Below are 25,061 nucleotides of genomic sequence, written 5' to 3'. Positions count from 1 at the left end.
TCACCTGCATTCCGGCGCTCCTGTGAGCGCTAGGTGTCCGTGGGTTGGGCGGCGCGCGATGACAGTGCCTCCGCGATGGCGGCGAACTCGCGCAGCGCCGCCTCCAGGTCCTCGACGATCTCCTGGGCGATCACCTCGGGCGGGAGCAGTGCGTCGGCGTCCTCCAGGGAGGCGTCCTTGAGCCAGGTGATGTCGAGGTTCACCTTGTCGCGGGCGATCAGCTCCTCGTAGGAGAAGGCCCGGAACCGCTCGGTCTCGACCCGCTCGGCGCGATCCTTGCCCGGCAGGTAGCAGTCGACGAAATCCTGGAGGTGTTCGCGTCGCAGCGGATTCTGCTTGAGCGTGAAGTGTTGGTTGGTGCGGAAGTCGTACACCCAGAGTTTTTGGGTCCACGGGTCTTCACGGGCGCGCTTGCGCTCGAAGAAGAGCACGTTGGCCTTCACCCCGCCGGCGTAGAAGATGCCGGTGGGCAGGCGCAGCATGGTGTGCAGGTCGTACTGCTTCAGCAGCCGGCGGCGGATCGTCTCCCCCGCACCGCCCTCGAAGAGCACGTTGTCGGGCAGCACGACTGCGGCCCGACCGTCGATCTCCAGCAGCGAGGCGATGTGCTGGACGAAGTTGAGCTGCTTGTTCGCGGTGGTGGCCCAGAAATCGTTCCGCTCGATCTCCCGCTCCTCGCGGGTGGAGCGGCCGTCTTCACCGATCATGCGAATCGAGGAGCTGCGGCCGAACGGCGGGTTCGCGAGGACCAGGCTGTAGCGCCGGTCGGGCTCCTTGCCGAGCGCGTCCCGGATCGCGATCAGCGAGTCACCGCTGGGGGTGCCGATGCCGTGCAGCAGCATGTTCATCGCGGCCAGCCGGGCGGTGCCGTCGACCAGCTCGGTGCCGGTGATCGCGCCGTTGGCCAGCCGGCGTCGCTGGTCCGGGGTCAGGTCACTGCCGTGGTGCCGCTGAATGTGGTCGAACGCGGCGAGCAGGAAGCCGCCGGTCCCGCAGGCCGGGTCAGTGATCGTGTCCTCGGGGGTTGGTTGCATGCAGTCGACCATCGCGGCGGTCAGCGCTCGCGGGGTGAAGTACTGGCCGGCGCCGGACTTGGTGTCTTCGGCACCCTTGGCCAGCAACTCCTCGTAGGCGTCACCCTTAACGTCGACGCCCGCCTGCGACCACTGCTCCTTGTCGATCAGGTCGACGATCAGCCGCTTGAGCTTCGCCGGATCCTGGATCTTGTTCTGCGCCTTGCGGAAGATCGTGCCGAGCGTGCCGCCCTCCCGGGCCAGGCCGGTGAGGATGTGGCGGTACTGCACCTCAAGCGCGTCGCCCTCGGCGTCGAGCAGCGTCTGCCAGCTCAGCTCGTCGGGCACGATCTGCTCGGGGCGGATCTGCCGGTTGGCCCGCTCGTCGGCCATCTTGAGAAAGAGCAGGAACGTCAACTGCTCGACGTAGTCGATGGTCGAGACGCCGTCGTCGCGCAGCACGTCGCAGTAGTTCCAGAGCTTCTGCACCAACCGGCGCGAATCCACAGTGCTCACAGCGGCAGTGCCTCCTGCTGATAGTCATCGCCGGTCACCCTGGTCGGCGGAGCCGCCAGCTCTTTTTGTGTACGCCGGGAGCGCGCCTTCTGCTTCGGTGGAGCGGCTGCCTGTTCGGCTCGGATGCGTGCCAACAGCTCCGAAGCCGGCTCGTCATCCGGGTCTTGAGCTACAAGATTTCCTGCAAATGCCTGGCGTAGCAAGGCGGCATACAACTGGTCCGACCTTTGAGCTCCCGCACGCAATTCTTCCGACAGCCTACTCTCCGATTCGGAGAGAGATTTGACGCGCTCAACGATGCGCTGCTGAACATCCAACGGAGGGATGGGTATCTTTATCGCGCAAACGGTCGATCTATTCAAGGCCAACTGCTGTCCTCCCGCAGCAGCACGTCGAGTCTCCGAATAACGGGATGTTAGGAACGTATAAACATACTCGGGAAGGATGGACGTCTCGGATACCCTAATCGAAGCACAATTTTGATTATGGGCAGCTTCAATGTCGAGAATTGCCGCCTGGCCGCGCGTTTTACCCTCACCGATCATCGCGAGAAGAACAGTTCCTGGCGGATGAAGTCGCGTCGCCGGCTTACCTAGAGCATCTCGGGAGATAGTCTCGCGCGTTGTCGAAATCCTGCAGAAGGAAACCTCGCCGCTGGACACCCACGGGACTGGGCCATCCCAGAGCTTCGGATCCGAGCGACTGGGAGTGGAGCCAACGAATACCTTAAAGAGATCCCCTATAGTTGACCAAGCCCAAGAGGGAGGAACGGGCCAGTCACCTTCAGGGAGGATGGCTTTCCGACCAGCAAGACTCTCCACCAGCTCGCCTCCGCTACTGCCTGCGGTCTCATTAGACGAAAGCAGACCGCGAACTGCCGAGCGTGCAACCGCTAGGCGGCCGGTAAGCATCTTCTTTTGAGCGGAAACCAGATACCTTCTACCAGAATCCACAGCAGACAGATGACCTTCTAGTGCGGCTACGATTCTGCGCTGCTCAACGAGTGGCGGCACCGGCACCGGGATCTTCTTCATGGCATTCTGAGTGAGCTTCAGGCGCGTGGTGCCATTCGCGAAACCTCGATAGTTGAACGTGTTCAGGAAATGGTGCAGGTACGTTCTATCGAGCATTCCGCGAGGGCGGATAACGTGGGCGTGATTATTAACCCAGGCTGGCCCCGAAATAAGATACGCTTTCGGCTTGAATGGGTCAAAAAATTGCACACCATCCTCACCCAACAGCACAAGGTCTTCATCAAAAAGTGCCTGGTCGATGCTGCCAACGCGACCAGTTGCTCCGTAGTACGGGACCGCTCCTGGTCGCTGCGCCCTTTCCCTTGAACTTACTGGCACCCGTCTACTGTCGAGGACATCGACGAGATCTCCGAGAGGTGCAGCGGTCCAGCCCACTGGTAGATCGGTCACGCGGACAACTCCTGGTTCAGCTCGTTCAGCAGCGGCTCGGCGCGCTTGCCGAACGCGCCCGCGTACCCGTCGATCCCGCCCCGCTCGCTGAACGGTGCACCCTCCAGGTCATCCGGGGTGATCTCCACGCTGACCGCTATCACGTCCTTGATCCTCTCCAGCCACCACGCCTGATCGGCAGTGAACGTAGCGCCCGCCTGTTCCTGCCGGAGCAGCCACCCACGGAAGCGCTCCTCGACAAGGCTGCGGTACGGGCGCAGCTCCTGATCCAGCCCCAACTCATACCGGATGAGGCTGACAAGATCCGTCACCCCCCTGCTGCCCGCCGAATCCGCGGTGCGGCCGAGCAGCACGTACGACTTCCACAGCGACTCCGGCGTCCACGCCTGCGGCGGCCGGGCGATCCGCGCCGCCAACTCCTTGAGCTGGTCGTACCCGACTCTCCCCCGCCCCTCGTAAAAGACCTGCAAAGCAGTGATCTCGTCGCGGTGCTGCTCCAGGTAGTCGTGCCAGCTCTTCACGGTGACCTGGGCACGTTCCTCAGGCGGTACGCCGGCCGCCGAGATCAGTTTGTCGGCGTTCACCTCGTCGATGGTGATGTCGTGCGCGCGGCGGATCTCCAGGATGCGCTCGCGCAGCGCCGGGTTCGCGGCGAGCGGGCGCAGCGCGCCGGCCAGCAGGTCACGTACGGCCTCCGGCCCAGCTTCCTTGGCCGGATTGAGTTGCTCCGGGGCCACCGCGTCGACGAGGCCCCGCACGATCCCGGTTAGCGGCTGATCGGCGAGGTCGGCCAACTCGGCACGTTCGTCGTCGGTCAACTGCTGCTCCAGCCGTGCCAGCCGGGCGGCGAGGGTGGCTACCTCATCTGAGTTGGCGGTCAGGGTGCCGGCCTTCTTGAGCAGGTCGCGCAGGGAGATCTGGCGTTCCGTGTGCCGTTGCAGCGGCACCGCTTCGTCCAGGTCGGCTTCGGTGACGCCCACGGCGTCGACGATGACGAACCGGTCCTTCACCTCGGCGTCGGGCGTAACGGCCTGGAACTCGGCGGCGTCGATCGTGCGGGCGCCACGGCCCTTCATCTGCTCGAAGTAGGTGGCGCTGCGCACCGGCCGGAGGAAGAAGACGCACTCCAGCGGGCGTACGTCGGTGCCGGTGGCGATCATGTCGACGGTCACCGCGATGCGCAGCTCCGGGCTGTTGCGGAAAGCCTGGATGAGGGTGTCCGGGTTGTCGCCACCCTTGCGCGAGGCGTACGTGATCTTCGCGGCGAAGTCGTTGCCCCGCCCGAAGACCAGCCGAACCATCTGCACGATCTCTTCGGCGTGGTTGTCGTCCCGCGCGAAGATCAGCGTCTTGGGCACGGTCGATCGGCCGGGGAAGATCTCGTCAAAGAGTTTCTTCCGGAACGTCTCCAGCACCAGCTTGAGCTGCCCCTTGGAGATCACTGACCGGCCGACCTGACTGCCGCCGTACGTGAAATCGTCCTCCAGCTCCTGGTAGCGCTCGGCCCGGGTGCGGCGGTCGCGCAGCGGCACGACGGTGCCGGCCTCGATGTCGGCGCCCTTCTCGGTGATCTCCGTCTTGATCCGGTAGACGTCGAAGCTGACGTTCACGCCGTCGGCGACCGCCTGCTCGTAGGTGTACTCGGAGACCAGGTTCTGCTGGAAGAAGCCCAACGTCTGCTTGACCGGCGTGGCCGTCAGCCCGACCACGAAGGCATCGAAGTACTCGATGACGCCCCGCCACTTGCCGTAGATCGAGCGGTGGCACTCGTCGACCACGATCAGGTCGAACGTCTCCGGCGGAAGCTGCCGGTTGTAGGCGACCTCCGCGGGCTCGTCCAGCTCGTAGTCGTCGTACGCCCGGTCGTCGAGGTCCGGGTCGGGCAGGTCGTCGCCGCGCAGCGCACCGTAGAGCCGCTGAATGGTGGAGATGACCACTGCGGACGAGTCGAGCATGCCGGCACCGGACAGCCGATCCACGTTGTACAGCTCGGTGAACTTCCGCCCGTCGTCCGGGGTCTGGTAGCCCGCGTACTCCCGCAGGGTCTGCTTGCCGAGGTTGTTCCGGTCGACGAGGAACAGGATCCGGGTGGCGCGGGCGTGCTTGAGCAGCCGGTAGCTGCTGGTGACCGCGGTGAACGTCTTGCCGGCACCAGTCGCCATCTGGATCAGCGAGCGCGGCCGATCCTCGGCGAGCGAACGCTCCAATCCGTCGATGGCGTCCACCTGGGCGGGCCGCAGGCCAAGCCGGTCCAATGCCGGCATCCGACGCAGCCGCGCCCGCAGCGTCGGCGCTGCCGGGTCATCGTCGGCCTCCCGCATCCACCGCGCGAATGTCTCCGGCCGGTGAAAGGTAAAAATCTCACGGGTACGCGGAAACGGGTCGAGCCGGTTGACGAAGGCCGTCTCGGTGCCCGTGGCGACGTAGCCGAAGGGCAACGGGTCGTCCCGGTGCCACGCGGCGATCTTCTGTTCGGCGGTGAGCCCGTTGAGGTAGCGGTCGAGCTGCGCCTCCACGCCACGCGGCGCGGTCCCCTCCCGCTTGGCCTCGATCACGCCGACCAGCCGCTGGTTGACGTAGAGCAGGTAATCAGCCCGGCCGGTCGCCAGGGTCACCTCCCGGACGGCGACGCCGGTGCCCGCGTACAGGTTGATCTGGCTCTCGTCCTGAACGATCCAGCCGGCCGCACCCAACTGCCGGTCGATCTCGACCCGGGTCTGCATCTCGTTGAGTGGTTCGTGCGAGGCACGACGCGCGCGGGCGATGAACTCCTCCCGGCGAGCGGCCGAGACTTTCGGCGTCCCCTTGCTGTCGAGCGCCGCCTGCTCCGCCTCGGCGGACGGCGCCAAGCTCGCCACCAGTGCAGCGGCCTGATCACGACGGGCATCGGCATCACGAACGGCACGATCCGCGGCGACCATCGCATCCGCCTGGGCCTGCGCCAGCGACGCCTTGCCCTCCAGCAGGAGCTTGGTCTGGGCCAGCTCGTCCTTGTAGCGCTGAATCTCCGCGTGGAGCCCGTCCGCGATGCTCTGCGACACCTGGCGGGGCGGCGGAGACGGCGGCACGAACCCGAGCGGAGTCCTGTCGCCGGTCAACGCCCGGTGAAACCAGACGCCCAACTCGAAGCAGGTGCGCAGCATGTCGAGCGCCGCACGCACCTCGCCCAGGTGATCGTGTACGGCCTTATTGCCCTGATCGCGGAGACGGTCGAACGCGTGGTACGTCTCCGCGACCAGCGTGCCGTCGCCATACAGCGCCTGGACCCGGTGGTAGAAGTCGTTCTTCTGTGGCTTCGCACCGGTGCGGCGAACGAGGTCCTTGGCCAGCTCGTCACCGAAGGCGCGGATCTTGAACATCGCCGCCTGCGCGTCGACGTAGACGAGCAGCTCAGCGCCCGCGCCGTACCAAACCAGTAGCGGATGCTCCTTGAGGAACCCGAAGTTGGCGGACTGCTCTGCCAGACGTCGTACCTGTCGAGGATCCACGACACTCCACGTCGCTAGCCGTCGGGTGAACACGTCAGGATAGGGAAGATCACCGCCGCGCACAGCCCCCACCACGCACGGTGACACCTATCCGACAGCATCTTCTGGCAGAACCTGTGTTCTACAAGGGTGTCGCCCGGACCTATAGGATCGGAATCGGGCTTGACACAACAGTTCAGAACCGACGGAATCACCGACAGTAGCTAGCGTCGGAAAGCAAGCTGAGGTGGGAGGTGGTAAGCGGATGGCTACCGCGCACGATGTCGCTGCCACAGTGCTCGGCAACCTCGGCAGCGTCACCGCCATGAAGCTGGAGAAGTTGGTCTACTACTGCCAGGGGTGGCATCTGGCACGTGAAGGCACCTTGCTGTTTCCCGAGCCGATCGAAGCTTGGCGGGAAGGGCCGGTGGTGCCGCCCCTCTACCGGCACCACCGTCGGCAGCTCACCGTGTCTGACTGGCCGCACGGGCAAGCCTCCCACCTGACCCCGGACGAACGAAGAACCGTCCGGTGGGTCACAGATCAGTACGGAAAGTTCTCGGCGAGCCAGCTGTCCGTTATGACACACAACGAGCTTCCCTGGCGGGCTGCGCGGGGTGGGCTTCCCGAGTCGGCCAACTCGTCGGCGAAGATCAGCACGGACCTCATGCGTACCTACTACGCCCGACAGATCGCAGACTCGGAAACTGCCGTCGGTCTCGCAACCGCGAACGCTGCCCTGGAAGGCGCTGAGTTCGATCAGAACTGGCAGGACAAGCTTCGCGACGTGGCAGCAGGGGTGGTCAGCGCGGACGACCTGATCTCCGAAGAGATTGCTCGCCTCAAGGGTGACTGATCCGTACTGTTGGCCGGGGACCGACTGCCTCAAGAACAAGCTGGGCATCACCGACCCGGACCTCCTCCGGGAAGCGGAGTTTCGCCTGACCTCGATCCGGGAGGTTCAGGCATCGCGCATGATCATTCCCGGCAACTACGGCCTCGACCATCTTCAGACGTTCCACCGGCAGCTCTTCGGAGATCTCTACGAGTGGGCCGGACAGACCAGGACCGTCGACATCAGCAAGCCGGGAGCGCGCTTCTGTCACTGGCGCTTCATCGACGACCAGGTCAGCGCGGTCCTTGGTGGATTGACTGCGGATGGCTTCCTTCTCGGCCTCAAGCACGAGGTGTTCGTCGAGACGCTCGCGCACTACTACGGCGAGCTGAACGTGTGTCACCCGTTTCGCGAGGGCAACGGCCGGACCATCCGTTCCTTTCTTCGGCAACTTGCCGCCGCCGCGGGCTTTCTCCTCGACTGGTCGGAACTCAACGAAGCCGACAACATCGAAGCGTGCCGTGTACACCTGGCCACGACCGACACCGGGCGCCTCGTCGCGGTTCTGCGTCCAGTTGTCCGCCGATTGAGCTGATGTTCCTCAACGCGCGATGTGGGATGGTCGGAGCCCACCGGCATGGCTTGGCGAAGCCCTACAGCAGGCCCACCGCGTCCCGGCTAGCCGGACCAGGTACGTCCGGTCACCCCGCCGTCTCGATCGCCGCTTCCACCTTGTCCAGGTAGTTGAACCACCACTCCCCCTGGTCCGGCTGGGAGGCAGTAGCGAGAAGATTGGCCGCAACGACGAACACGGCGGTCGCCCCCGCCGCGTTGGTTAGGAGGGGTAGCGGTTTGCCCGCCGTCACAGCGATCAGGAGGGCATGTACGTTCTGCACGGAGACCTCGGCCCACTGTTCCTGATGACTGATGTCGCGTGCCAGTGCGTTTACTTGCTGGTGCGATGGTGGGCCGTCATGGACCTCGAACAGGACAGCGGCGTTTACCGCGAGCGTCAGTTCGACAGCCTTGGTCAACCGCTCCTGGCTGCTGCCGAGGGCGTCAAGGGCGCTGTCGAATCTGTCGGCATCGCGGTGCACAGCGGCATCCAAGACAGCTCTGACCAGAACCTCGACCTCGTCATCGATCCTCACGGCTCGGTCCTCCGTCTCGGTGCTTCGCTCTCCAGGCTTTGAAAGACCCGGCTGCCGCAGTAGTCGCCAGCAGAGTACCGGCTAACGCCTTGACGGTCGTCGGCAAGAACTCCTGGAAACTCGCGTAGGCAGCGGCCGTGGCGGAGGTCCACCACCCTATCGACTCGCTGCTGAGACGCTGTCGGCGCGAAGCAGGCGGCGCAGCCTGGTTCCGATGTGAACTGTTGAGCCGCCGAGGTACCGCAGCCCTAATGACCGGTCTGACGGCTGCGGGTGGTTGGTGGGTTGTGCTACCACCACCCGTGGTCAGTTTCCCAGTGCGCGGACCTTGGCGATCGTCTCCTGGACGTGCTGCTTGGCCGGCTCACCGCCCTGGGACGCCTGCGCCAATGCCTGGCGGTACGCGTCGATCATGCCGACCAGCGGCCCAGCGGCGACACCTTCCAGCGCACCGGCGACAAGGGTTCGCGCCTCGGCCGCGTCCTGTGCTGCCGCTGCGGTCTTGGCCTTCGCCTCATCGAGCTTCTGCGACGCCGCCGCCAACTTCGCGATGATCTGCGCTGCGCTCACGCGCATCCTCCCCCTGGTCGACCATCGCCTCCACCACCGCACCGGCGGAGACCACAAGGGAGCGTACGAGATCCGCGCACTAAGCGCGACCACCCGCTTGCTGAACCGTGATGTGAGAGGTGCCCCAGCGAGAATCTCTAGATCTTGGACACCTTCCGTCAGCTGAGAACAGTAACTGTCCAAGATCTCAATAGGCACCGCAGATAGCGGCCCGACCTCAGTCCTCAGCGACGTAGACGCCGACGCCAGGCACGCCGACGACGAGTCCCTCCGCCTTCAGGGTGAGCATCGCGTTGCGCACGACGATCGCGGAGACGCCGTGAATCTGGCAGAGCTGGGTGGTTGACGGCAGCTTGTCGCCGGGCGACAGCTCGCCCGAGGCGATCTGCTTGCGGATGTGCTCGGCAAGCTCAACCCACTTGGGGCTTGGTGGCATGGCGGTACTCCCTGGTCAGCACCGCCATTCGACCACTCTTCACCTTGTTATCGCAAGTGATAGCTTGACTGCGATAGCTTGTTATCCTAGGCTTCGAGCTGATCAGCTCCCTGGTCAGCACCCGAGGAGTTGGTTCTTTCCCCACCGCGCAGGAAGCGCCCGGTCGGCCGGTCCCCCCGTCCGGCCGGGCGTGCCGGGGCGTGCCCGCACGCCGCCCCCACCGCATCGCCACCGGGCGGCACGTGCCGCCCGAGCAACGCCCTGACCAGCAAGGAGACGACCGGACGGGAGCACCCGATGCCCGATCGACCCGACGACCAGCCCACCGACCCACCCTCCCGACACCCACCAGGCCAGCGTCTCGTGTCCGAGCAGGACGTCGAGGATGCCGACGACACCCTCTTCGCCCATCCACCGCGCGTGGTTCGCAGGTGGGTCTGCGGCTGCGGCAGGGACTACCCGTGCACCGACGTGCTGTTCGCCCGCCTGGTCAAGGCCACCGCCGAGGCCGAGCAGTGAACCGCCGAGGCTGCCGGTGAACGCGGATGATCTGCACGCGCACGCCAACCAGCAGGTCATCGAGGCGAGGATGAAGGTCGCCGACCACGTGACGGAGGCGTACACCGGCATCTGCCGGAGCTGCGGACGGCCTGGCCCGTGCGACGAGCAGCGGGCCGCGCGGGCCCGGCTGGCGCACTTCGGCGGGCCGGTGGATGACCTGCGCGACGCCTGGCTGGCCACGATCGCCGCCGCCGACCGGGCCGGTGCGCACCTGCACGGCGCGGGACCACCCGGCCGGAGGCTGCCCTGGCAGGACGCGGTCACCGAGTGCTGGCGGGCGCTCGGTCTGGTCTACGCCGGCCTGGCTGCCGATCGGGCGTCGCCGGTGACCGCGAGCGCGGGTGAGCTGCTCGCCGGGCTGCGGGCAGCTCGCGTCGACGCGGACCGGGCCGCCGCGCTCGCCGCCCGGACCCGGTGGCGGTTGGCGGCGGCCGAGGACCGACTGCGGCGTACCCACATCGTGGCGGACGCGGTCGCGGCCCGGCACTTCGCGACGGCCATCACCCGGTTGGACCTGGTCGTCACCCGGCTCGCGATCGGCGGCTGCCGCATCGACCGCTCGGTGGCGGCGTTGACCGGCGAGCCGGCCGCCTCCGCACCCGATTCCCGGAGAAGCAGCACCAGCACCAGCACCAGCGAGATCGCACACGGCTGCCGGGTGGCGAGCGGCCTGGTGACCAGGCGACGCCGACGGAGCAACCTACTCACGATGATCAGGGGGCGACAGTGGTGACAGACCCGCACGCAGCGCTGCGCGGCCTTCTGGCGGGACGGCTGCGCGGGCACGAACGGCGGCTGCGCCGGTTCACCGAGGCGGACTGGCGGCGGTACGCGGACCTGCTCGCCGGGGCGCTGCTGGTGGCGGTGCGGCGGCGGTTCGTCGCCGGGCAGGACCGGGCGCCGGTGATCCGGTTCGTGGCGTCCGCGCGGGAACGCTACGACGCCACCGGAGTGGACGTCGAGCCGGCGCTGGCCGAGGCGTTGGTGTGGGCGGCGCTCGGTGAACGCCCTCCGGTGCCCGACGACGCGCCGGCCATCGTCGCCCGGACGGTGCTGCTGCTCGGCCTGCTGGAGGACGAGGGCTGCACCGACCAGGAACGGGACGACGTCCTCGCGGCGGCGGCGCACGCCGCCGACAACGCCGCACGGGGCGGCAACGAGCACCGGGCAGGCGTGCGGGACCAGCAGGAGACCCGCTAGGAAGCCGCCACCGGGAACCCTCCCACACGACTCCTCGACGGGCCCAGGACGACAATTCCCCGCTGACTCTGGCACTCTGGCGGGCGTCACGGCGGGGAGGAAGGGACCACGGGGTGGAAGGGCTCAGCCGCACCCAGCGACCACTGGACCACGATCAGGTGCAACGCTTCGTCGCGGCGTCGTTCGGCGCGGACCGCCGGGTCGTGGACTGCGGGCCGATCCTGGGCGGCGGCTTCGCGACGGTGTGGCGGGTGGCGCTCGACGACGGACGCGAGGTCGTGTTGAAGGTGGCACCACCGCCCGACGCGCCACTGCTGCGCTACGAGCAGGGCCTCGCCGCGGCCGAAGCCCGATACTTCCGTCTCGTGGCCGCGCGCGCGCCGCAGGTGCCGGTGCCGCCGCTGCTGCACCACGGCAACGATCCGGACCTCGGCGAGTGGCTGGTCACCGACCTGCTGCCCGGACGGTCGCTGTGGGAATGGGCCGAGGGCGAGCAGCACCTCGACGACAGCCCCGCCCGCTACGACTTCGGCGTCGCGATCGCTGCGCTGCACCGGGTGACCGGCGACCACTACGGGTACGGCGGCGGCCGCGCGAGCGGCGTGACGTGGCGTGCGGCCTTCGCCGCCATGCTCGACGACCTGCTCGCCGACGCGGCGGACTGGGACGTACGGCTGCCCACCTCGCCGGCGCGGATCCGGGAGCTGCCCGAGCGGTACGCCGGGGTCCTGGACCAGGTACGCCGGCCGGCGTTGCTGCACTTCGACAGCTGGGACGGCAATGTGCTGGCCGAACCCGACCCGGCTGGCGCCCTGCGCCTGCGCGGAATCGTGGACGGCGAGCGGTTCCTGTTCGGCGATCCGCTGCTGGACCTCGTGTCACCCCTGTTGTATCGCAGGGTGGAGGACGACCCCGACCACCCGTTCCTGCGCGGCTACCGCGCCGCCGCGGCCGATCCGGTCGTCTTCGACGAGTCCACTCTGCGGCGGCTCAGCCTCTACCGCCTGCACCTGTACCTGTTGATGACGGTCGAGATGCCCAGCCGGGGAATCACCCGGGAGAATCACCCGGACCGGTTCGAACGGCTGGCCGACCTGCTTGATCAGGAGCTGACCGAGCTGGGGCGTGCAAGTCCGTCGGCCATTGCAGGCGGTACCGGCTGACGTCCTCGGAGGCGGCCACGCCGGCCCTCATGAACATCGTCAGCACGGCGTCGCGCGCCCGCCGCTCGCGGGCGCCGCTCGGAAACTTCAGGCTGCCGGTACGGCGAGCGAGCCCGGCGACCGTCGCCACCCGTGGCTCGCGCAGCTGTTGGAAGCGCACGAAGGCGTCACCGACGTCGCCGGCCGTGGCGAGACACCGGGCCAGCACCAGTGCGTCTTCGAGCGCCATGGAGCTGCTCTGCCCGTCGTGCGGCGGCATCGCGTGCGCCGCGTCGCCGACCAGGCACATCCGGCCGCGGCTCCAGCGCGCGGGCGGGACGAGGTCGTGCACCGGCCACCGGATGATCGGACCGGTGCTGGCATCGATGATGGCGGGGATCGGCGGGTGGTCTGCGCCGTGCAGCTCGACGAGCCGCTGCCGCCACCGGTCCATCGGATCAGCCCGTGGCCCCGCCACCACCTCCCCCTGGCCGGTGAGCAGGCTCTGGAACCAGACGACCTCGCCGTCCGGCAACGCCTGGTAGCCGAAGAACGCGGTGCCGCCGAACGTCAGACGCAGCACTTTGTCCGGTGCGATCCCGTCGACCCGCGGGGCCGAGCCGCCGCCGTCGAGGACTCCGGTGAACCGGGCCGGCGGATGCTCGGGGAACATCGTTCGACGCGTGTGCGAGTGCACCCCGTCGGCGCCGATCAACAGGTCACCGCTGTGACTCGATCCGTCGGCGAGGGTGGCGACGACCCGGTCGTGCCCGTCATCGCGCAACCCGACGACCCGCTCACCCTCGACGATACGGACGCCGGCGCGACGGGCCGCCTCGCGCAGCACCTCGCCGAGCCGGTCCCGGCGGATCAGCGTGCTCACCTGGTTGTTGCTGCCGATCTCCCGTCCCCGGTGGTCCTGGAAGGAGATGCGGTCAGTGGGCGTACCGGCGGCGTCGACCGTGGCGAGCAGGCCCAGGTCGCGCAGCACGGTGCGGCCGTTGTCGGCCAGGCTCAGGTGCGACCCGAGCGGTCGCTCGCGCGGCGGCCGGGCCTCGAGAACCGTCACGCGCCACCCGATCCGGCGCAGGAAGAGACCGACCGCCGTTCCGGCGATCCCCGCCCCGACGACCACGGCGTGCCCAGGATTGATCATGTCGAGCCAGCCGTCACCGGCGGCCCGAAAGGACCTGTCGTACCCATTTGCTCCCCCGTGTGGCGGGCGCTGTGGACACGTCCGCCGCCCCGACCGTAATCACGACGGCCGCAGCGGTCAAGGCAGCAAGATCCATCAATGCGAGGGTTGACACCGGCATAGACGGCCGGAATGCTGTGGGAGTCCTGCTAACCGAGGCGGGGCCACGTAACCGGGGGAATCGGCCTTTCACTGCATTCGCCTGTGCGCGGCTCCATGGCCATCACTGGAAGTTTCGCCGCCAGCGAATGCTCCGAATAGTACGGCCGTCGTTCACGGTCGCTGTCGAATGCTGCGGTTCCTGCCGCGAAGAGCATCCGAAGTAGCGCGTGGACAATTGTCGCACCAGCTCGGTCGATCGCTGGTCGGACTGCTGAACGGTGATTCCATCCGTCATCCGACGGTGGCGCGTCATGCACCCCTAAGCACGGCGTAGGGCCACGGCCTCACTTCCGACAACCGCATTCTTCGGGAGGTGTCGTGATGAAGAACAACTCGGCCGGCTGACGCAAACAAATTATCTTTCGTCCCGATGAGCGTGTGTCGCGTCGCGGCACACGCTCATCGGCAGCGCGACCGTTCCCGCTCGGGAAGGACAGGTGTGACCCCGGAGACGACCCACCCGATGACCCTCGGCCAACTATCGGTCTGGCGGGACATCGAAAGAATGCATCCGGAGAAGTGGTGGGAGGGCAACCTCTGCTTCTCCTGGTCGTTGCCGGAAAATGTGACCACGGTGGACGTCTGGCGCGCGGTCGGCGCGCTCGGCATGCGGCACGCCTCGCTGCGCACGACGTTCGACGTCGAGGACCGGGCAGATCCGCGCCAGCGCGTCGCGGTGGATTCCCCCGCCGACGTGGTCGCCGTGGTACGACAGCCCGACGGCGAGACGGGGATGTCCCGGATCGAGACCGAGGAGATCCAGCGGGCGTTCACGCTCACCACCGACCTGCCGTGGCGGGTGTGGCTGACCGAGAGCGACGGCCGCCCGCGCGAACTGTTGGTCGTCATCCACCACATGGCGGCCGACGGCGCGGGCATCAACACCATGGAGCGGGACTTCTACGCCCTGCTGGCCGGGGAGACGCTGCCACCGGCGCCGCAGCCGGCCGACCTCGCCACGCGGCAACGGTCCGGCGAGATGGACGCCAGACTGCTCGCCGCGGAGTCGTACTGGCGCAAGGTGCTGTCGGCGGCGCCCCGGCGGACCCCTCCCGCACCCGGGCCGGTGCTCCGGGCGACGATGCACACCGGCATCCCCGAGCCCCTCCTCCGCCAGGCGGCGCGCGGCATCGGCGTCACCGTCGCGGGGGTGCTGCTGACCGCGTACTGCCGGGCGATCATCGCGACGGGCACCACCGGCACGCCGGTCCTGCTCTACCCCATGTCGTCCAACCGTTTCGACCCGGCAGTCACGTCGCTCGTCACGTCCATGAACCAGTGGGTGCCGCTGCTGGCCGCGCCGGAACCGGACGAACCGTTCGCGCACACCGCGCGCACCCTGTACGTACGGAACATGCGGGCCCTCAAGCACGGGGTCTACGACCCGGACGCGGTGGCGCGGATCCGCGAGGACGCCGAACGGGAGGGCGGGCCGCTCGACCCGGGGTACCACTTCACCTTCCTCCTGCCCCCGATGGTGGTGCAGCCGCCGGAGACGATCCAGGAATCGCGGATCGAGTGGCACGTGCCGATCCGCTCGACCGGGCCCGGCTTCTACCTGATGGCCAACGCCGACACGACGGTCCGGCTGACCGTCCGGGTGATCCGCGAGGGCTACCAACGCGCGGAACTGGAGGCCCTGCTCGTCACCATGCGCGACGACCTGCTGGAGCTGGTCGGCGCGAACGCGGAGGCCGCCGGATGACCACGACCGCGCCGGCCACCACCCCGGCGGTCACGCCGAGCCTGTGGCGTCACCGGGACTTCATGACGCTGTGGACCGGCCAGACCCTCAGCGAGACCGGTTCTGCGGTGTCCACCCTCGCCGTCCCGCTCATCGCGGTGTCCGTGCTGAACGCGTCCACGTTCTCGGTGAGCCTGCTCCAGGCCGCCGGGATGGCGGCGTACCTGCTCGTCGCGCTGCCGGCCGGAGTGATCGTCGACCGGATGCGCAAGCGGCGGCTGATGGTGTTCTGCAACCTGCTGCGGGCCCTCGCGATGGGCACCATTCCGCTGGCGTTCTTCGCCGGTGAACTCACCATGGCGCAGTTGTGGCTGGTGGCGGCCCTGTGCAGCGTCTGTTCCGTCTTCTTCGAGGTGGCCTACCAGTGCTACCTGCCGACCGTGGTGCGCTCCGACCAGCTGCTGGACGCGAACGGCAAACTCAGCACCACGTACTCGGTCGCGCAGGTCGCGGGTATCGGGCTCGGCGGAGGACTGGTCGCGGTCTTCGGCGCGGCACGGACGGTCCTCATCGACGCGGCCTCGTTCGCGGTCAGTGCCGTCTCGCTACTGCTGATCCGGCGCTCGGAGCCGGAGGTCGCCGTGCCGGAGGGCCCCCGGCCGCGGCTGCGGGAGGAGATCTCGGCCGGCCTGGCCTTCGCCTTCCGGCATCCGGTGCTGCGCAAGATCGTCGCGGCCAGCGGCACCCTGAACGTGTTCAGCCAGGTGATCTACGCCCTCTCGGTCATCTACCTGGTCCGGGTCCTCAAGCTGACGCCGGCCGAGGTGGCCGTGCAACTGGCGCTGGGCACGGCCGGCGGCATCGCCGGTGGCCTCGCCTCCGGCAAGCTGGCGCGACGGATCGGCACCGCCCGCATCATCTGGGTCTCCCTGCTCGGCCTCGGCTGGACGATGCTGCTGGTGCCGTTGGCCGAGCCCGGCTGGCGGGTCGCGTTCTACACCGTCGGCATGACCGGCTTCGCCGCGCTCTGCGCGATCTACAACGCGGCCCAGATCAGCTACCGGCAGCAGATGTGCCCGCCGGAACTGCTCGGCCGCCTCACCGCCGGGGTCCGCTGGATCGTGTGGGGCGCCCTGCCGATCGGCGCGGTCCTCGGCGGTGTGCTGGGCACCTGGCTCGGCGTCCGCGAGACCCTCGTGATCGCCGCCCTCGGCGTCTGGGCCTCCGGGCTGTGGGTCTACTTCTCGCCGCTGCGGAAAATGCGTGACTTCACGCCCGTCCCCGAGCCGGCCAGCCAGTCCTGACGGGCGGAGGGTCGCCGGCGAGGCGCGCGGACGTCAGCGGTTCGGGCCGGCCAGCGCCGCCCACGTACGCGCCACCCCGGTGCGCAGGTCGGTGACGGGATGCCAGTCCAGCAACGCCGACGCGCGCCGGACGTCGAGCCAGATGTCGCGCCGGTCGAAGGCCCGACGGTCCGCGTACCGGATGGTCACGGGCCGACCGACGGTCGCCGTCACCACCTCCAGCAGCTCGGCGAGGGAGGTGGGACGGCCGGCGCCGACGTTGAGGACGGCGCCGTCGAGCGCGTCGCGGGTGTCGCGGTCCAGGTGACGGTCCCACACCGCCAGCAGGGCGGCCACGACGTCGTCGATGTAGACGTAGTCGCGGCGGGTGGCCGGGTCGCCGAACACCTGCAACGGCCGGTGCGCGGCCGCGGCCTCCAGCCAGTGCGACACCACGCCGAGCCCACCCTCGGCGCGCTGGCCGGGCCCGTACACATTGGACGGTCGCAGCACGACCGGCCGGAGATGGTCGCCCGCCTCGCGCAGGGCCTGCTCCTGGGCCAGCTTCGCGCGGCCGTAGACGCTGTCAGGGCCGAGTGGGCAGGTCTCGTCCACCGGCGGCGGCACATCCGGCCGGTACGCCGTACCACCGGATCCCAGCAGGACGAAGGTGGGACGGCGGGCGCCCAGCTTGCACGCCTCCAGCGCGGCGGCGAGGGCACGCTGATCCAGCTCGATGAGTTCGGGCTGGCTGACGGCCCTCTTCGGGGTGACCGTGCCGGCGGCCCAGAAGACCAGGTCCGCCCGCCGGATCGTGTCGGCGTAGCGGTGTTCCTCGGCGGCGTTGCGGGGTCGGGTCACCCGTTGCGGAGGCCGGCGACGGCGTTCGAGCGCACGGCACAGATTCGCGCCGATGAACCCGTCCGACCCGACGACCACCGTGACCGGGGCGGGGACGGCGCTCACCCCGGGACCTCGGTCTGCACGGCTCGCGCCGCCAGGTCGGCGGCGTAGTCGGCGGTCCCCTCGCGGGCGGCCAGCAGATTTCGGTGCAGGGCCTCCAGCAGGTCGAGGGAGTATCCGCTGTCGCGCCACTCCTGCTCGGTGACGCCGTAGCCCAGCCGGCGCCACAGGTCGGCGTTGACCTGCTCGTGCGCGCCGAAGGGCGCCAGCAGCACGATCGGCGTGGCCGACCAGAGCGAGTCGATCAGGGTGCCCCCGCCCGTCTTGCAGAGCATGGCGACGCGGTGCCGGGCGAGATCGAACGAGTCGTGGTACGCCGCACCCCGTCGGTACCGCACCGTGCCGTCGAAAAGAATCTCGCCGAACGGCGGGAAGCCGTCGTCCTGCCAGGCCTCCCACTCCGGGTCGATCATGAACGCCCGGCAGCCGGGGGGCAGGGCGGACACGTCGGCCGGGTCGTGGGTCACCACGTCGACCAGCAACCCCGCTCGGGCGAGATCCGCCGCACGGTCCCGGTAGGTGCCCAGCCCCCAGCCGCCGCCGTGCGCCAGCAGGCGGCGCTCCCGCCGCTGCCACGGCACCGGGGCCTCGTCGCCGACGCGGATGCTCGTCGGCGCGGTGCCCCGCTCGGCGTCGAACATCCACACGTGACGGAAACGCTCCGTGCGCGCCCGGAAGAGGTTGAAGGAGGCGGTCGGCGCGGCGTCAAGGTGGCAGATGTCGACCCGGGGCGTTCGGGACGTGAGCGCCTCGTACCGTTCGACGACGGGCACCCAGAAGCCGGAGAAAATCACCACCTGGTCCACGTCCGCGGCCCGCCAGCGGTGCAGCAGTTCGCCGACAGCGGCGTCGTCGAGCGCCGGCATCTGATCACGCACCATGCGCTGGGCGGCCACCGCGAGCTTGAAGTTTTCTCTGAAGGCCAGCTTGGCGGCCCTCAGCCGGTCGAGTTCGTCGGGTCGCAGCAGCCGCTCGAACACCTCCACGCGCACCTCGATCCCGAGGGCTCGCAACCGACCCGCCAGGATGAGGGCCGGTACGTGGGTGCCGAGCGTGGCGCCCGACGTCAGCAGCACAATCGCCATCGTTGCTCCGATCGTCGGGAGTCAGGTGACGAGACTCGGGGCGCCGGCCGTCGCGACGAGCAAATTGCCCACCTGCGCTTCGAGGGCGACCCGGGCCGCGTCGTCCGGGGCGAACACGGCGAGAAAGAGCCGTCCACGGGGCGGGGTGAGCGTCCCCGAGGCCAGCGGCAGCACCCCCGGGTCGTCGCCTCGAAACAGCAGTTTCGCCTCGTCCAACGCGGACACCAGCCTGGCCACCGTGTCGCCGGGCCGCACCGGCGTCGTACGGCAGCGCAACCAGGACCGCAGGCCGACCGCCCGGGCCCGCCGGTCGAGGTGCAGGTTCAGCAGGCCCATCGATCGTCGGGCGTTGACCTCCAGCACCGGTACGACAGTGCCGTCACGCAGCCGCAGTCCGTCGACGCAGACGGGCCCGGTGTAGCCCTCGGCCGCGAGCGCCGTCCCGACCCGCGCGATCACCTCCCGGTGGGCGGTGGTGTCGAGGTTCGCGTGCTGAGCCGCGGGCAGCGGACCGGAGCCGCGGTAGGCGAACTCGGCGTTGTCGACGTGCTGGACGCCCCGCCACCGCACCGCGCCGCTCGGGTCGACCTCCAGGTGGGTGGAGAAGCTGGACGCCTCCTCGAAGAGGGGTTGCACCAGCAACTCCACCCGAGCCCCGCGCGCGACCTGCCGCTCCAGGTGCCGGACGACCGTGTCCAGCACCCGGGGGTTGCTGACCCGCAGGGCGCCCCGGCCGGCGACCCCGTACGGATCCTTGAGCACGACGTCGGCCGGCGCGTCCTCCACCAGTCGCCGCACCTGCCGGGGCGTGGTCGCCAGGACGGCGCCACCGGGCAGGCCGGCGTCCCGGACCAGGTCGTTCGACCAGACCTTGGAGTTGACGCGGGCGACGACCTCGACGGCGGGGACCGTGGCACGCAGGCCGAGTCGGTGCACCGCCACGGAGGTGTCCGGCCGGACGGCGTAGAACGCCGCGGCCCACCCGGACATCCCCGGCAGGGACGTGCCGCCAGCCGACGCCAGACGCTCCTCCACCGTGGCGTCCTGGTGACCCGGCACCGCCGCGACCCGTGGTGCGATGCCGGCGGCCGCCAGCGCCTCGACCAGGGCCTGGTCCATCGGCTCGGCGGTGAGCAGCAGATCACCCGGGGCGCACCCGACCGCCAGCAGCTCGTCCATGCCGCGACGTCCCCGGCTGCCACCTGCCGTCGGGCCGGCGGGCAGCCCGGCGAGATCCTCCGGCCGCCACGCCGCCTCCGCGTCGAACGAGCCGAAGTGAACGGTCCCGCTCACCTCACCGGCCGTCGCCGTCGAGGGCGAAATGGCAGAACGCCTTCACCGACTCCAGGTGGATGCTGTCCAGCGACTCGAAATCGATCTCGACGTCGAACTCCTCCTCGACGGCGAGCAGGAACGTGATCATGTGCAGCGAGTCGATCCCGAGGTCGAGCAGCAGATTCGTGTCCGCCGTCACCTCCTGGGCCAGCGCCGGATCCTCCAGAACCCGCGCGAGCAGGACCGCCATGCGGGTGAACACCTCTGCCATGCGTTCACTCCCCGCTCAGGTAGAGAAGGATGCACTTCGAGCACACCGGCATGAGGCCGCTGTCGCGCAGGATGCCGCGGACCCGGGTGAAGCGTTCGCTCTGCCAGATGTCCTGCATGGACTGCTCGCTCAGGTCGCCGATGACGAACTCGGGGAAGAACTTGCACGAGCTGACCCGCCCATCGGCGTGGATCTCGATCCGGTTGGACACCGCCAGGCAGCGGCTGCGCCGCTGGGCGGGACGGGAGGTGCCACGGATGAAGTCGTCGATCTCATCCTCCTCGACCTGCGGCTGGTAGCGCACCCGCAGATCCCACACCCGGCTCGCCAGCCGCGCCATCGACTCCTTCAGCACCGGCAGGTACTGCTCGGGCAGCGCGTACGTGTACGAGTGCCACGTCGGCTTGTCGCCCGGCTCCGGCGGGTTGAGCCACGAGAACGACTCCTCGTAGAGCCGGTCCATCGCCGACGCCGTCTCCGGGCTGATATACCACGGCAGGAGCCAGTAGACCGAGTTGAAGCCGGTCTGCTCGGCCCACTCGGTGAACTCGTACATGCGGCCGACCATGTCCTCGCTGACCATGCACGCGACGGACAACTCGCCCTGGTACTCGCCGCGCCGTTGGAGGTCGAGCATCGCCTCGACGTTGCGCATGGTCCTGCGGAACGATCCCTTGCCCCGCAACGCCTCGTGCTCCGGCTCGAAGCCGTCCAGGCTGACCAGCAGATTGAGTCGTGGCCCGATGGTCAGCAGGTGTTCGGCGTTGCGCTCCATCAGCAGGCCGTTGGTGCACATGTTGACCACGCGCGGCACGGCGCCCAGCAGCTTGGCGATCTCTCCGAATCGGGAGTGCATCAGGGGCTCGCCGCCCCACAGGAAGACCTTCGCCTGCTCGGGCGCGGTCGTCTCCAGCACGTCCCGGATGACGTCGAGGTCGAGCTCGGAACGCTTGCGCTGGCTGTCGTAGTTGTGGAAGAAGCCCTGCTCGTTCCACTGGAAACAGTGGTGACACCGCAGATTGCACCGGTAGGTCAGCTGCATGCTGACCTCCTGCGGCAACGCGGTGGCGTAGAGGGGATCCGCCGCCAGGTTGCGGCGCGTCGCCGACCGGATCGCCACCGTCCGGCGCAGATCGTGCAGTTCCCCGGACGTGAAGACCTTGTTGGTACGTGGGTAGGACATGCAGGCTCCCCGCTCGTCTGCCACGAAACGGTCACTCCTGCCCGGGGCAGGGGACATCGCTTCGCCAGAGTCGTGACTGGATCGGGGGCCGTTCGCATCCCTACATGCGCACGAACCCCCGGTATCACACAAGGAACCGGCGGCGGCAGTCCGACGTGGATGTGAGTGTCCTGCTCACCCCGCCACGGGTCGTTAACCACCCTGACACATGAGCTCTTCGTCGTAAACCCCGCGTGCTCCGCCTTTCGGCCACTCGGCTGCGCCTCAGCGCAGGGCGCGGAACAGCAGCAGGTAGGCGCAGTAGCCCAGCGGCACCAGCAGGAAGCAGATCAGGAACCCGAGCGGCAGGTAGCGGGGTGGGGTGCCGGCGACCATGGCGGGTCTCCCCCATCGGCCCAGCACCAGGTAACCGCCGAAGAACGCCAGCGCCGGCAGCCCCGCACAGATCCAGGCGCCGAGGGTGAACCCGTCGACCAGGCCGACCCCGGAGGCGAGCACGAGGGTCAGCATGAGCACCCCCGCCGCCGCCCCGCACGCGGCGTAGACGGCGACCGCCCGCGCCAGCGGCGACCACGTCGGCAGCAGCGCCGGCCGTTGGGCCAGCAGCTCGACCTGCTGCCCGTGCCGGTCGGCCTCGTCGGCCATCCGCCGGGCCAGTTCCAGCTCCACCACCGGGTCGACCGCCGCCGCCCGCTGCGCCGGCACCCCCGCGCCCGCCGGGCTCACCGCCGTCGGCAGCGCCAGCCGCGCCTGTATCACCGGCACTTCGGGGTACGCCCCGACACCCGCCCGCCCCGGCACGCCAGCTGCGCCGGCGGACCCGCCGTCCCCCGATCCGCTCACCATGGGCGAGCCGGACCCCGCCGGCTGGCCAGGCGGAGCGTCGTTGCCCGGCGCGACGGTCGGGCCGGCCGGTGGCTGGTCGATGCCGATCGCGCGGCCGAGCTGGTCGAGGCGGTGGCCCTGCGCGATCAGCCGCTGATGCAGATAGTCGGCGGCGGCGTGCAGGTCACGACGGCGCTCGGACTCGGCTGCGGCCTCCCGCTCGCCGGCGCGGCGGTGCTCGGCGAGCTGTCGGGCCAGCGCCGCGTACTCCTCGAAGGACACTGTCAACGCTCCCCGTGCGGCTCGTACCCGTCGCGGGCGAACGGCACGATCAGCCTGGTGCGCTGGTCGTGTCGGTCGACCAGCAGCGCCCGGTCGGCGCGCGGCGTGTAGGCCAGATCGTGCACCCCGAGGTGCAGGGCCAGCTCGGCGCCGGGCACGTTGAGCGCGACGAGACAGGCGACGTCGTCGCGGTTCTGGGTGCCGCCGAGGTCGTCGGAGAGCCGCCGCAGGCCGCGCCACCAGCCGAGCAGGTGCACGCCCTGGGCGGGGCCGTGGCGCAGCAGCGTACGCAGGTCGTCCAGGCCGGAGCGGAACGTGACCGGGTCGGCCGCGCCGAGGACCGGGGCGGCGGCGTCCATCCCGAACACCACCAGGTATTCGCGGCCGGCCGGCTCGGCGGCCAGCGTGGCGATCCGGTCGCGCAGGCCGGCCGCGTCGAGGCGGTGCACCGGGTGACCGGCGGCCCGCAGCACGCTCTCGGTCTCGGCCGCGACCGGGTCGGCGGCGGTGACCAGGGAGGCCACCTGGAACCGGGCGTCGCCGGGGGTGTGTTGGCGGGCCAGGCTCAGCGCGGCGGCGCGCAGCACGTCCGCGCCGGCCGGTGCGGTGCCCACCACGGCGAGGTGCCGGCCGGGGGTGGAGTCCATCAGGAACAGCGCGGTGGTGCCGTGCACGTCGACCGTTCGGCCGACCAGCGCCATGGGGCGTCGGCCACCGGGGCGCAGCCCCGCGAAGGTGGAGTCGTCCTCGACGCGCGCCGCCTCGTACCCCTTGAAGACCGCCGGGGCCCGCGAGCCCGGCGGGCGGGCCTGCCACAGCTCGTGGCGCAGCGCGGCGAGGTCGGCCGCGGCGGCGTGCGCGTCGGGAAAGCGCAGCACGGTGTCGGCGCCGACCGCGCCGGCGGCGCTGTTGACCACGGCGGAACCGATCGGCAGGGCCGCGGCGGCGTCGTTGAGCTGGTCGAGGACACCCCCGCCGCCGGGCAGCGCCACTCGCAGCGCGAACTGCCCGAAGATCGCCTCGGCCCGACCGTAGAGCGCCTCGATGCCGGTCATGCTCTGACTGGCCAGCACCAGGTGGATGCCGTAGGAGCGGCCCTTGCGGGCCAGCTCCTCCAGCAGGTCCACGGATTCGCGGGCCAGCGCGTCGTTGCCGGCGAGCAGCACGTGGAACTCGTCGATGACGGCCACGATGCGCGGCAGCGGATTGTCCCGCGGCAGGTCGGCGAGCTTGGTGACGCCGTGCCGCTTCAGCGCGGTGGCCCGGCGCTGTGCCTCCCGGCGCAGCTCGCGCAGCACGGCCAGGCCGTACTCGCGGTCGGATTCGATGCCGACGGCCCGGGCGTGCGGCAGCCAGGACGGGTCACGCCCGGTGGGTACGAATTCGGTGAAGCTGACGCCCTCCTTGAAGTCGAGCAGGTAGAGCTGCAACTCGGCCGGCGAGTAGCGCGCGGCCAGCCCGTAGAGGACGTCCAGGAGGAAGACGGTCTTGCCGGCGCCGGTGCGCCCGCCGACCAGCCAGTGCGGGGTGGCGTCGTCGAAGGCGACGGTCAGCGGCGCGGGGCCGGCCCGGCCGACGACGGTGCGCAGCCCGTTGGCCGCGGACTCGGCCCAGCGCCGCTCGGGCAGCAGCTCGGCGAAGGGCAGCGCGTCGGCGCGGCGGGCGGCGGCGCCGAGGTGCTCGGCGAGCGCGCGGACCGAGGCCGGCGGCGGGTCGCCGTCGAGCAGCACCGGGGCGGCGAGGCCACTGCCGTCGGCGCTGAACGGGACGCCGGGCGGGTCGCCGACGTGCGCGTACCCCTCGCTGACCCGCAGGGCGGTGGTGCTGCCCAGCGGCGGTGCGGTCTCGCCGGGCAGCCGGGACGGATGGCCGGCGAGGAGCACGCAGACGGCGGCGGCCGGGCCGGCGTGGGTGAGCGCGGCGAGCCGGGCCAGCTCGCGCGGCGGCGGGGCGGCGGTGGCGACCACCAGCAGCAACTGCCGGGTGGAGGGCTCGGCGTGCTGGGCGGCGCGGGCATGCCGTTCGGCCGCGGCCAGCAGGGCGACCACCTCGGCCTCGCTGGTGGCCGGCGGGTCGAGCACGCCCGCGTCGAGCAGCGGGCGCAGCGGGCCGAAGGTGGCGCCCAGCGCGGCGGTGTCGATGCCGGCGACCCGGACCCGACCGGCCGGCGCGGTGGCGACCAGCCGCAGCACCAGCGCCCGCAGCAGCGCGCCGACGCGCCCGTCCCGGGCGTCGGTGTCCAGTGCCAGGTGGTGGCCGCTACCGAGCGGCAGCAAAACCGGGAAGCCGCCGTCCGCAGTGGACGCCTCGCCGATGCGCACCGCGGCCGGTGAGTCGGTCAACGCGGTGGCGCCGGGGGTGGGGGTGGCCAGCGCACCGCCGAGGCGCGCGAGTCGGACCACGAGGTCACCCCCGCCCGACTGCGGCGGCGGAGCCGGCGCCGCGCCGAGCACGCCCCGGGCGGCATCCAGGTGTGCGCGGGCCGCCCGGTGGGCGGTGACCGCCTGCCCGTACGCCGACGCGAGCCTGCCCACGCTC

General features: G+C 69.8%; 22 protein-coding genes. 8 read left to right on the top strand and 14 right to left on the bottom strand.

What is annotated here, in order from left to right; genetic code table 11:
* Positions 1–29: 29 nt before the first annotated feature.
* Genes OG505_RS02695 through OG505_RS02685 form a run of 3 tightly spaced genes read right to left on the bottom strand, consistent with a single transcriptional unit; the run spans position 30 to position 6,441 of the window.
* Positions 30–1,529 carry an N-6 DNA methylase gene (locus OG505_RS02695; protein ID WP_405430722.1) on the bottom strand — a complete coding sequence of 500 codons (1,500 nt, stop codon included), beginning with the start codon at positions 1,527–1,529 and terminating at the stop codon, positions 30–32.
* Entirely contained in the window at positions 1,526–2,953 is a 1,428-nt protein-coding gene (locus tag OG505_RS02690; protein WP_405430720.1) for a restriction endonuclease subunit S, read from the bottom strand. Before OG505_RS02690 ends, OG505_RS02695 begins: the two co-directional genes overlap by 4 nt.
* The gene (locus tag OG505_RS02685) at positions 2,950–6,441 is read right to left on the bottom strand and encodes a DEAD/DEAH box helicase family protein (protein WP_405430718.1); all 3,492 of its coding nucleotides are present in this window, start codon (positions 6,439–6,441) and stop codon (positions 2,950–2,952) included. Before OG505_RS02685 ends, OG505_RS02690 begins: the two co-directional genes overlap by 4 nt.
* 244 nt (positions 6,442–6,685) lie before the next feature.
* Between OG505_RS02685 and OG505_RS02680 the strand changes: the two genes are divergently transcribed.
* Complete coding sequence (locus OG505_RS02680) at positions 6,686–7,276, top strand: Panacea domain-containing protein (protein WP_405430717.1); 591 nt, start codon at positions 6,686–6,688, stop codon at positions 7,274–7,276.
* On the top strand, positions 7,269–7,850 hold the full coding sequence (locus OG505_RS02675) for a Fic family protein (RefSeq protein ID WP_354861020.1): 582 nt from the start codon (positions 7,269–7,271) through the stop codon (positions 7,848–7,850). The genes OG505_RS02680 and OG505_RS02675 overlap by 8 nt, the downstream gene beginning before the upstream one ends.
* 106 nt (positions 7,851–7,956) lie before the next feature.
* On the opposite strand, the gene OG505_RS02670 is transcribed toward OG505_RS02675, so the two are convergent.
* From OG505_RS02670 to OG505_RS02660, 3 genes are all read right to left on the bottom strand, one after another.
* Positions 7,957–8,406: a hypothetical protein gene (locus OG505_RS02670; protein ID WP_405430716.1), complete on the bottom strand. Its 450-nt coding sequence runs from the start codon at positions 8,404–8,406 to the stop codon at positions 7,957–7,959.
* 306 nt (positions 8,407–8,712) lie between these two features.
* The gene (locus OG505_RS02665; protein ID WP_363938840.1) at positions 8,713–8,982 is read right to left on the bottom strand and encodes a DUF6244 family protein; all 270 of its coding nucleotides are present in this window, start codon (positions 8,980–8,982) and stop codon (positions 8,713–8,715) included.
* A 211-nt stretch (positions 8,983–9,193) separates the two neighbouring features.
* The gene (locus OG505_RS02660) at positions 9,194–9,412 is read right to left on the bottom strand and encodes a winged helix-turn-helix domain-containing protein (protein ID WP_405430714.1); all 219 of its coding nucleotides are present in this window, start codon (positions 9,410–9,412) and stop codon (positions 9,194–9,196) included.
* Positions 9,413–9,709: 297 nt separating this feature from the next.
* On the opposite strand from OG505_RS02660, the gene OG505_RS02655 reads away from it, so the two are divergent.
* The 4 genes from OG505_RS02655 (at position 9,710) to OG505_RS02640 (ending at position 12,336) form a co-directional block, all read left to right on the top strand.
* On the top strand, positions 9,710–9,931 hold the full coding sequence (locus OG505_RS02655) for a hypothetical protein (protein ID WP_405430713.1): 222 nt from the start codon (positions 9,710–9,712) through the stop codon (positions 9,929–9,931).
* A gap of 16 nt (positions 9,932–9,947) precedes the next feature.
* A complete protein-coding gene (locus OG505_RS02650) occupies positions 9,948–10,706 on the top strand; it encodes a hypothetical protein (protein ID WP_405430711.1) in 759 nt (252 codons plus the stop codon).
* Positions 10,703–11,173, top strand: a complete 471-nt coding sequence (locus tag OG505_RS02645) for a hypothetical protein (RefSeq protein WP_405430710.1) — start codon at positions 10,703–10,705, stop codon at positions 11,171–11,173. The genes OG505_RS02650 and OG505_RS02645 overlap by 4 nt, the downstream gene beginning before the upstream one ends.
* A 113-nt stretch (positions 11,174–11,286) precedes the next feature.
* A complete protein-coding gene (locus OG505_RS02640; protein ID WP_405430709.1) occupies positions 11,287–12,336 on the top strand; it encodes a phosphotransferase family protein in 1,050 nt (349 codons plus the stop codon).
* Here the strand turns inward: OG505_RS02640 and OG505_RS02635 are convergent.
* A complete protein-coding gene (locus OG505_RS02635; protein WP_405430708.1) occupies positions 12,224–13,471 on the bottom strand; it encodes an FAD-dependent monooxygenase in 1,248 nt (415 codons plus the stop codon). The genes OG505_RS02640 and OG505_RS02635 overlap by 113 nt on opposite strands.
* A gap of 640 nt (positions 13,472–14,111) precedes the next feature.
* Here OG505_RS02635 and OG505_RS02630 point away from each other — a divergent pair.
* Together OG505_RS02630 and OG505_RS02625 are read left to right on the top strand one after the other, a co-directional pair.
* Positions 14,112–15,377, top strand: coding sequence for a condensation domain-containing protein (locus tag OG505_RS02630; RefSeq protein ID WP_405430706.1), 1,266 nt, complete (start codon positions 14,112–14,114; stop codon positions 15,375–15,377).
* Positions 15,374–16,660, top strand: a complete 1,287-nt coding sequence (locus OG505_RS02625; RefSeq protein WP_405430705.1) for an MFS transporter — start codon at positions 15,374–15,376, stop codon at positions 16,658–16,660. The genes OG505_RS02630 and OG505_RS02625 overlap by 4 nt, the downstream gene beginning before the upstream one ends.
* A 33-nt stretch (positions 16,661–16,693) precedes the next feature.
* On the opposite strand, the gene OG505_RS02620 is transcribed toward OG505_RS02625, so the two are convergent.
* From OG505_RS02620 to OG505_RS02590, 7 genes are all read right to left on the bottom strand, one after another.
* Complete coding sequence (locus tag OG505_RS02620) at positions 16,694–17,605, bottom strand: NAD-dependent epimerase/dehydratase family protein (RefSeq protein WP_405430704.1); 912 nt, start codon at positions 17,603–17,605, stop codon at positions 16,694–16,696.
* Positions 17,602–18,687: a hypothetical protein gene (locus tag OG505_RS02615; RefSeq protein WP_405430703.1), complete on the bottom strand. Its 1,086-nt coding sequence runs from the start codon at positions 18,685–18,687 to the stop codon at positions 17,602–17,604. Before OG505_RS02615 ends, OG505_RS02620 begins: the two co-directional genes overlap by 4 nt.
* 21 nt (positions 18,688–18,708) lie before the next feature.
* Positions 18,709–19,980 (bottom strand): hypothetical protein, encoded by a 1,272-nt coding sequence (locus OG505_RS02610; RefSeq protein ID WP_405430701.1) that lies wholly within the window; start codon positions 19,978–19,980, stop codon positions 18,709–18,711.
* A gap of 1 nt (position 19,981) precedes the next feature.
* Positions 19,982–20,233 (bottom strand): acyl carrier protein, encoded by a 252-nt coding sequence (locus OG505_RS02605; protein WP_405430699.1) that lies wholly within the window; start codon positions 20,231–20,233, stop codon positions 19,982–19,984.
* 4 nt (positions 20,234–20,237) lie between these two features.
* Positions 20,238–21,416, bottom strand: coding sequence for a radical SAM protein (locus OG505_RS02600; RefSeq protein ID WP_405430698.1), 1,179 nt, complete (start codon positions 21,414–21,416; stop codon positions 20,238–20,240).
* 264 nt (positions 21,417–21,680) lie between these two features.
* Complete coding sequence (locus OG505_RS02595) at positions 21,681–22,523, bottom strand: hypothetical protein (protein WP_405430696.1); 843 nt, start codon at positions 22,521–22,523, stop codon at positions 21,681–21,683.
* A 2-nt stretch (positions 22,524–22,525) separates the two neighbouring features.
* Positions 22,526–25,057, bottom strand: a complete 2,532-nt coding sequence (locus tag OG505_RS02590; RefSeq protein WP_405430695.1) for an FtsK/SpoIIIE domain-containing protein — start codon at positions 25,055–25,057, stop codon at positions 22,526–22,528.
* Positions 25,058–25,061 lie beyond the last annotated feature (4 nt).

The sequence above is a fragment of the Micromonospora sp. NBC_00617 genome (genome assembly GCF_045161355.1).
Classification (GTDB): domain Bacteria; phylum Actinomycetota; class Actinomycetes; order Mycobacteriales; family Micromonosporaceae; genus Micromonospora.
Note: the sequence above shows the minus strand (reverse complement) of the source record. Positions and strands in the feature narration are given on the sequence as shown.

What these genes read in the sequence shown, in the direction of transcription:
- OG505_RS02600 (WP_405430698.1), bottom strand. Translation starts at nt 21,416, where the DNA reads ATGTCCTACCCACGTACCAACAAGGTCTTCACGTCCGGGGAACTGCAC.
- OG505_RS02665 (WP_363938840.1), bottom strand. Translation starts at nt 8,982, where the DNA reads ATGCGCGTGAGCGCAGCGCAGATCATCGCGAAGTTGGCGGCGGCGTCG.
- OG505_RS02680 (WP_405430717.1), top strand. Translation starts at nt 6,686, where the DNA reads ATGGCTACCGCGCACGATGTCGCTGCCACAGTGCTCGGCAACCTCGGC.
- OG505_RS02625 (WP_405430705.1), top strand. Translation starts at nt 15,374, where the DNA reads ATGACCACGACCGCGCCGGCCACCACCCCGGCGGTCACGCCGAGCCTG.
- OG505_RS02635 (WP_405430708.1), bottom strand. Translation starts at nt 13,471, where the DNA reads ATGATCAATCCTGGGCACGCCGTGGTCGTCGGGGCGGGGATCGCCGGA.
- OG505_RS02655 (WP_405430713.1), top strand. Translation starts at nt 9,710, where the DNA reads ATGCCCGATCGACCCGACGACCAGCCCACCGACCCACCCTCCCGACAC.
- OG505_RS02615 (WP_405430703.1), bottom strand. Translation starts at nt 18,687, where the DNA reads ATGGCGATTGTGCTGCTGACGTCGGGCGCCACGCTCGGCACCCACGTA.
- OG505_RS02605 (WP_405430699.1), bottom strand. Translation starts at nt 20,233, where the DNA reads ATGGCAGAGGTGTTCACCCGCATGGCGGTCCTGCTCGCGCGGGTTCTG.
- OG505_RS02660 (WP_405430714.1), bottom strand. Translation starts at nt 9,412, where the DNA reads ATGCCACCAAGCCCCAAGTGGGTTGAGCTTGCCGAGCACATCCGCAAG.